Genomic DNA, 8064 nt, shown 5'->3' with positions numbered 1-8064 from the left:
CTTCAGGGATTTTCAGCGTGCAATAAAAACCATGAAAAATCATTGATATTTTTTTAATTTTTACTTGATTTCTATTATCCAATTTTTTTGCCTTCTAAAAGGAAAAGCCTTCTAAAAAGAAGGCTAAAGTTCATTGACAATATTATGTACCCATATTCCTTTTTTAACCAATGTGATTCCTAATACTGCCTTAGGAATATCCACACATTGCACCAATAAGTACACATTGAATATAGGTAAATCCGTAAAACGAGTTAAACACAACGCAACCATAAACGTAAACATGAATGTATATCCACTATCGAAGAAGAAAGTAAGCAATGTTTTTCCTCCTGCACGCATTGTAAAGTAGCTACTGTAATACAAAGAAATAATTGGAAGCATACAAGCCGAAACTCTTAACAAAGATGTTGCTAATGACTTTACTTCTATAGACGTATTATAGATTTGAGGAATAAAAGATGAACATAAAAACAATGCCACACCAATGCATAAACACATCATAAAATTCATAAATACCATCTTCAAATCACAATCTTTAGCATACTCTATTTCACCAGCACCCAGTCTTTGCCCAACAATAATCGAAATGGAATTACCCATTGCATAACAAATAATCATAAAGAAATTGGTTACTGTTGTTGTAACATTAATGGCTGCAACTGCCGAAAGTCCTCTTGTTGAATAACATTGAGAAATAAGCGCAATGGATATCGACCACAATATTTCATTACATAATAGAGGCATTCCTCTTTTAACAACATTCTTAAATATATCACCCGATATCTTATCTAAACGCATCGCATCCCTTAAATAATTGTTATTTAAGCCTGCCGCTATATTTATCCCCATCTCTACAATTCTTGAAACAACCGTACCATTGGCCGCACCAATAACGCCAAGTTTAGGAAAGCCAAAGTGACCAAAAATCAAAATATAGTTGATGCAAAAGTTAACGATAACCGCAATAACACTAGCTTTCATCGGCAAAACCGTGTTGCCTGTTTCTCTAAGCGATGAAGAAAACACTTGTGTAATCGCAAAAGGAATCAATCCAATCAACATCACATCCATATACTGCTTACCAAAATTCAATGTTGTCATACTATCTGTCGGATCATCGTTTAAATATAATGAAATCAATGAAGGTCCAAGTATCTTAAAAATGCATATAGCCAATATTGAAATCAAAAGACCAAGCAACATTTTAATTCGGAAACAATGATGTACACCATCCCTATTTCCACGTCCATAAAATTGTGCCAGAAATATTCCAGCCCCTGACATCGCACCAAAGACGCTCACATTAAACACTTGAAACAACTGATTTGAAATAGATACACCACTCATAGATAGAGTTCCTAATTGTCCAATCATAATGTTATCTAATAAACTGGCAAAATTGGTAAACCCATTCTGTATTACGATTGGTATACATACAATCAAAACCATTCGATAAAACTTCTTATCACCAATTAAAGATTTCATGTGCTTCCCCCTCAATGTAAGAAATACCGAGAACGTTTAATGATTCTCGGTATTATTTTTGTAGTAACACAATGCACCTAATAAATTAGCATCATTGTTAAATTTACAAGCTTTGATAACAGGTTTCTCTAATGTTGGAAACCATTGTGTCAAGCCCATCATATTTTCTTTGATACACGCAATGAGTTTAGGCTGTGCTGATATACCTCCACCAATCAAAATTGTATCCACATCTAACAGCAACTGAAGATTGTTTAACATCCAAGCCAAATTTTGGCAATATTTGTTAAAACCTGCATATACTCTTTCATCATCTAAATGATCAAAAAGTTCTTTACCCGTTAAACCCGTCGCTCTTTCAAGACCATCTTTTCCAAAGCATGCAGCCATGGTATTCTTAAAAGTTTTTTCTGTATCCATATGCGCATCTGAATATTCACCTGCCAATAAATGTGAACCTTCATATACCTTATGATCAATCACTATACCCATCCCAATATATGTACCTAGAACCACAACCAAAGCATTCTTTGAATGTATCAAATTTCCAAATCCAAGTTCAGCCCACGTTGCACAACGACCATCATTTTCAATTGTCACTTTACAACCTTTAATTTCTTCCAACCGCTCTTTTAAAGGGTAGTTAGACAGAAAAGCCAGTTTACCAGTAATAAACGCACTAGAATGATCTTCATTCAAGATTCCAGGCATACTGATCGCAATTCCAGTATATTCAAATGGTAAATCACAAATGGATTGCACAATTTTATCAGCCGTATCCAAAGTAGGATACTCCCCTTTTTGTTGGATATTCCCTGACGCATCGCATAATCCATATTTAATATTGGTACCACCAATGTCGATCGTTAAAATCATAATTTTTGCGACGTTGAAATTGTGTAACTATATAAATCACCACGATAGTAACACATTGTATACTCTATCTTTTTCTCCTTTTTATCATAAGAAACACGCTTACGAGCTAAAACCGGCTGATCCTTACGTATCTTCAGAGCTAAACAGATTTCTTCACTCGGATTAATCGCAGAAAACTCTTCATCTATTCTTGTCGGTGCGCCAATCACTTCATAAATAGACTGTGTTTGTTCTTCCATATTCAAAGGTATATTCAAACTTAAAGGAAAATAAGACACAAAATACACCAATAACACATCATCTGCACTACGAACTCTTCGAACACAATACATCATTTCTTCGTCCAAGCCAAACAATTCTCTTGTAGCTTCATCCGGAATTTCTTTTGTGATGTGAAAAGACTTAGTTCCCGGCGTTCTTCCTAAAGCTGTCATTTCGTCTGTAAAACTACGGATATGCGACAACTCCTCTTTGATTTTAGGTCTGTATGTCACAAACGTACCCTTGCCACGTCCACGCTTTACCATACCTTCCTGTTCTAATTCAAGAATAGCTTGTCTTGCTGTAATTCTTGAAACATCGTACATCTCTTGAATTTCCATTTCACTGTCAACGCGATCTCCTACAGCCAAGACTCCATCTTGGATATCTTTTTTGTAGAACTCCTTTATTTGTTTATAGTAAGGAAGATGACCCGACGTTGTATCCAACTTATGCATAATTTGATCTCCTTATATATTTGTTATAACAATTATAGGATATTTCTTCTTCGCTTGTCAATTTCAATCCATTCATCTAACGTCATTGGAACATAATCACTGTACATACAGAAACAATTGATTAACTGACAAGGCACACCCTCTAATTGGCCATCACTGATTCTTGGGTGTTTTTGTTGATGAATATACTCTTGATAAGCATCTAAAAATTGCTGATCTTGCGTCGCATGAATATGCCCATGCAACATAAATGTTTTTGGGTTCCCCTCCTCATCTCTTCGATATTGTCCGTTATAGCACGCAATTGGATAATGAGATAAAACTACTTTTCGTTTATTCTCATTTAATTCCGCATAATCTTTGATCCAAACAAAGCGCGAAGCATCAAAGTTTTTATCGTCCAAGAAACGATCATGATTTCCACGAATCAAATAAATTTTTCCCTTCAATTCATCCAAGATCTCTGTTGTTTGACTTGCGTTCCCCCATGAAAAATCTCCCAAAACAACAACTTCATCATTCTTTCGAACTTTACTATTCCATTGATCAATCATATATTCATTCATTTGTTCAATGTCTTCGAAACCTCTTTGATCCATCTTTTCATTCAACGAACGATGAAAAAAATGTGTATCCGCAATATAATAACGCATCTTTAAACTCATCCTTTCAAACAGAAAATAGCGGAAGACCCGCTATTTTATCATACACGCAAAACCTTCTTGTTTAAAAGCACTTTGCGTCTTTTTCAAACTTACATAATCCGATTGAGCTTCACCCTTATCTAATAAGCCACTTTCAATCAGCGTATCTATATTTGCTGTTTTAAAATCCATTTCCAACGTCACTTCAACCTGCTGTTCTTTTAATTCAGTAGATACATGAACGCCTTCAATCGAATTATATTTATCATCCAATGAAGAATTGATCTTAGATTGAATCTGTTCAGAATTCATATCTTCTGTTATACCTAAATCTGAAAAGCTCATCGCAAACTTCTGTGTCATCTTTTGAATCTTATCCCCCTTAGCTTCAAAAGTAACTTGTTGCGAAGAATCATTCTTACAATCAATTACCTTTATTTTATTTGCCTTTTTCACTGTACCCGGCGCCTTTTCGATTGACTTACTCTTTTGATGCGTAAGATCACTCACTTTTGTACAGCCACAAAGCAATAAACATGCACACAACAAATATTGAACTCGCATAAGTATTCCCCCTTACGCAAATTATTTTAACATGAAATCAAATGTTCATCCACAAAGTTCGAAAGTTCATCCAAACCAGCCTTAAATAACTTACTATCTTGCGCTAAGCCTAAACGAAAATAATATTCTTTATCAAAACAAGATCCCGGCACAAAGAAAACGCCTTTTTCTGCCAATAACAATTTCGCAAACGTCTCACTCTCTAAATCAAAATAATACTTCAAAAAACACACTGTACCACCATCCGGCAATATGCATTCAAACGAAGGATTCTCTTTAAGCCATTCGTGAACAATATTTTTATTTACTGAAATAATATTCTTTGCCCTTAAAATCAATTCATCCTTATGCTTAAGGGCAATCCATCCCAATTTGTCCACTAAAGGACCCGTAGAAATCATAGAATAATCTCTTCTTACATTGATTTGATGAATCACATACGCATTAGCTTTGATCCAGCCAAGGCGTAATCCAGCCAGTGAGAAAATCTTACTTAAACTCGAAGTTGAAATACCATTCTCGTATAAATCACTTATAGATACTTCCTCATTTAAACCACGATATACTTCATCACAAAGAATATATGTATTATAGGGTTTACACAATTCAATCAACGCATTTAAAAAACACCTTGAATATTGTGTTCCCGTTGGATTTGAAGGATTATTTAAAATAATCATTTTCGTTGATGAATTTAAAACACCTCTAAACTTTTCCACACTAACCTGCCAATCCATTTCGTCCAATTCAACCAAGTGCACTTTACAACCAATTGATTTTGGAACATCCACAAACTGCTGATACCCAGGAACAACACAAATCACTTCATCCCCTTTTTCCAACAATGTATTCATCACTAATTCATTGGCCTGCAGACAACCTTGTGCTGTTGTGATATTATCAATTGTTCCATGCTCATATAAAGATAGGATTTCCTTTTTTAATTCAACATCCCCTGTGATTTGACCATAATCTAATATTAGATTTGAAAAATCAAAGTCTTCCAAATCCAACAATTCCTGTAACGTAAGAAATTTAACACATGTATCCGTCATATTGTAGATGGCATCATTTTCATAGTCATTCATCCATTGTTCGACTTTAAAATCTGGCAATCTCATTCGTAGAATACCTTACTCAAGAAATCCTTTGCACGTTCAGACTGAGGATTTTCAAAAAACTTTTCACTCGTATTCTCTTCTACAATTTCGCCTTGATCCAAGAAAACAACTCGAGTGCCTACCTTTCTCGCAAATCCCATTTCATGTGTAACCACAACCATTGTCATACCTTGCTTACCAAGATCTTTCATAACTTCAAGCACTTCCTTGATCATTTCTGGATCTAATGCACTCGTAGGTTCATCAAACAACATAATATCTGGATTCATGCATAAGGCTCTGGCAATCGCTACACGCTGTTTTTGTCCACCAGACAAGTTATTAGGATACGCATCTTTCTTTTCTAATAATCCAACTTTTTCTAAATACTCTAAAGCTGTTTTTTCAGCTTCTTCATCCGTTTTATTTAAAACTTCTACCTGTGCTAACTTACAATTTTGTAAAACCGACATATTCGGAAATAAATTAAAATGCTGGAATACAAATCCCATACGATTTCTTTGTGCACGAAATTTCTTTTCATCATCCGGATTCATCCATTCATCATCCATATAAATTTTACCTGTATCCACATGTTCCAAGCCATGAATACAACGTAACAACGTACTTTTCCCTGAACCACTCGGACCAATCAACGAGATAATATCCCCTTTATTGACTTCTAAGCTCACATTTTTTAGGGCATGTGTTTTATTAAAATTTTTTGAAACATTCTCTACTCTAATCACTTACAGCCAACCTCTTTTCCACTTTATTTCCAATACAAGAAACGATACATGTCATAATTAAATAGAATATTGCCGCTAACATATATGGCGACATAACATCATAATATTCAGCCCCAATAACTTGAGCACCCTTTAAAAGTTCCGCGGCACCGATACAACTAATCAAAGAACTATCTTTGATCAATGTGATAAACTCACTAATCAATGGTGGTACTACACGCTTAAATGCTTGGGGTAAAATGACAAGTTTCATTGTCTTCCAACTTGATAATCCCAATGTTTCACAAGCTTCCCATTGTCCTTTATCAACCCCATTGATTCCTGAACGTAACAATTCAGTTTGATATGCGCCCGAATTAATACTTAAAGCTATCATACCAATTACGATGGGATTGATTCTTAATACATTGCCTGTAAATGCCGTATAAATCGATGGAATAACAGAAAAAATAATCAAAATCTGTAGAAGCAATGGGGTTCCACGAATGATTGTGACATACACAAACGCTATAGCTCTAGGCACCTTATGTTTACTTCTTCTGCCACTAGCTCCAAGAATTCCAAGAACTAAACCAATTAAAAGGGAAAGCGCTGCAATCGCAACCGACAACAGCGCACCCTTTGCCAAATAGAGTATATTCTCTAATGTAAATACCTGATCAATCGCAACAAACATACACTTTCCTCACTTTTCCTTTACTTTGTTTCTAATGGAGATAAATCATATTTTTTACACAACTTAGCATAATCATCACTCGCCAAGAATTTTTTAATACATGTATTCATCTTCTCAATCATATCTGTGTTGCCTTTTTTCGCAATGATGTAGTTTTGTTCATCCATTAAAGATTCATCTAACATTTTAAATTCGCCACTCTTTACATAGTTTTTCGCTACGCCCAAGTCAACGATAGCCGCATCATATTGATTTGCGCTTAATGCATTCATAATGTCTTGCACATTCTTTAATCCAGTTACTTTGGCATCCTTAACTTCTTTTGCGGCAGCCTCACCAGTAGCTCCTGTTTGAGCAACTAGAGATTTACCCTCTAAATCAGCAGTCGATGCGATATCTGAATCTTTTGGAATCACAGCCACCTGACTTGATCCTAAATATGGATCTGACCATTCCACTTTACGTTTTGAATCATATGTAAATCCAGAAATACCCACATCAATTTGATCACCTTGAAGCTGTGTAATGATATTATCAAAATCCATCTTCTTCATTTCTAACTTGTAAGTAACACCTTCTTCATCACTTAAATATTCTTCAAAACACTTCATCATATCTGGATCAAATCCCACGATATCTCCCTTTTTATTTTCCGATTCATAAGGAGCATAATCTGGAGAAATCCCCACAGTAATTGTTTTTACATCCTCTGATTTACTTGAACATCCTGCCATTGTTAATGCGGTTAAAGCTGCCATACCTAATTTAATAATTTTTTTCATTTTATATTCCTACCTTTCTTCATGTGTAAATCAAAAATTATTCTATATCGTCGATCACTTTCCATTCACACACACCCTTTCTAATAAAAAAAACGCCCAAATATATATTGGACGTTATATACGCGGTACCACCAAAATTCCATCTGCCTATACAGATGACACCTCATTCTTAACGCGAATTCACGATTTAGCCTCAAATCTTCGACCAAATAACTCCAAGACACGTTCCAAAAGATTTCACAATAACTTACACCTTCCGTTATCTCTCTTTAGAAAAATTACTTTTGTACTTCTTCTCTTCTTTGCTTATGTAAATCATTATATTCGTTTTCTGAAAACTTGCAAGATAAAAATGAAATTATTTTACATTTACTTACAAAAAAATTGGATAATAGAAATCAAGTAAAAATTAAAAAAATATCAATGATTTTTCATGGTTTTTATTGCACGCTGAAAATCCCTGAAG

Annotated in this window: 9 protein-coding genes and 1 other annotated feature; all 9 genes read right to left on the bottom strand. The window is 34.8% G+C overall.

All coding sequences use genetic code 11. From position 1 onward, the window contains the following. Positions 1-123 precede the first annotated feature (123 nt). The 9 genes from NE544_RS11275 to NE544_RS11235 are packed head-to-tail and all read right to left on the bottom strand — an operon-like array spanning position 124 to position 7598. A complete protein-coding gene (locus NE544_RS11275) occupies positions 124-1488 on the bottom strand; it encodes an MATE family efflux transporter (protein ID WP_256269402.1) in 1365 nt (454 codons plus the stop codon). 36 nt (positions 1489-1524) lie between these two features. After that, entirely contained in the window at positions 1525-2364 is an 840-nt protein-coding gene (locus NE544_RS11270) for an ROK family protein (RefSeq protein WP_256269401.1), read from the bottom strand. Then, a complete protein-coding gene (locus NE544_RS11265; RefSeq protein ID WP_256269400.1) occupies positions 2361-3083 on the bottom strand; it encodes a GntR family transcriptional regulator in 723 nt (240 codons plus the stop codon). The genes NE544_RS11270 and NE544_RS11265 overlap by 4 nt, the downstream gene beginning before the upstream one ends. A gap of 32 nt (positions 3084-3115) precedes the next feature. Further along, the gene (locus NE544_RS11260) at positions 3116-3736 is read right to left on the bottom strand and encodes a metallophosphoesterase (protein ID WP_256269399.1); all 621 of its coding nucleotides are present in this window, start codon (positions 3734-3736) and stop codon (positions 3116-3118) included. 42 nt (positions 3737-3778) lie between these two features. After that, on the bottom strand, positions 3779-4291 hold the full coding sequence (locus NE544_RS11255; RefSeq protein ID WP_256269398.1) for a DUF1307 domain-containing protein: 513 nt from the start codon (positions 4289-4291) through the stop codon (positions 3779-3781). 26 nt (positions 4292-4317) lie between these two features. Next, positions 4318-5412: an aminotransferase class I/II-fold pyridoxal phosphate-dependent enzyme gene (locus NE544_RS11250; RefSeq protein WP_256269397.1), complete on the bottom strand. Its 1095-nt coding sequence runs from the start codon at positions 5410-5412 to the stop codon at positions 4318-4320. After that, positions 5409-6140 carry an amino acid ABC transporter ATP-binding protein gene (locus NE544_RS11245; protein WP_256269396.1) on the bottom strand — a complete coding sequence of 244 codons (732 nt, stop codon included), beginning with the start codon at positions 6138-6140 and terminating at the stop codon, positions 5409-5411. The genes NE544_RS11250 and NE544_RS11245 overlap by 4 nt, the downstream gene beginning before the upstream one ends. Further along, on the bottom strand, positions 6133-6816 hold the full coding sequence (locus NE544_RS11240; protein ID WP_256269395.1) for an amino acid ABC transporter permease: 684 nt from the start codon (positions 6814-6816) through the stop codon (positions 6133-6135). Before NE544_RS11240 ends, NE544_RS11245 begins: the two co-directional genes overlap by 8 nt. A gap of 20 nt (positions 6817-6836) precedes the next feature. Next, positions 6837-7598: a transporter substrate-binding domain-containing protein gene (locus tag NE544_RS11235; RefSeq protein WP_256269394.1), complete on the bottom strand. Its 762-nt coding sequence runs from the start codon at positions 7596-7598 to the stop codon at positions 6837-6839. A gap of 104 nt (positions 7599-7702) precedes the next feature. Beyond that, positions 7703-7910, bottom strand: a binding site (T-box leader). Positions 7911-8064: the final 154 nt, after the last annotated feature.

Source organism: Holdemanella sp. MSK.7.32 (assembly GCF_024460475.1).
Lineage (GTDB): Bacteria > Bacillota_I > Bacilli_A > Erysipelotrichales > Erysipelotrichaceae > Holdemanella.
The sequence above is the reverse complement of the archived record's forward strand: the minus strand, read 5'-3'. Positions and strand labels throughout refer to the sequence as shown.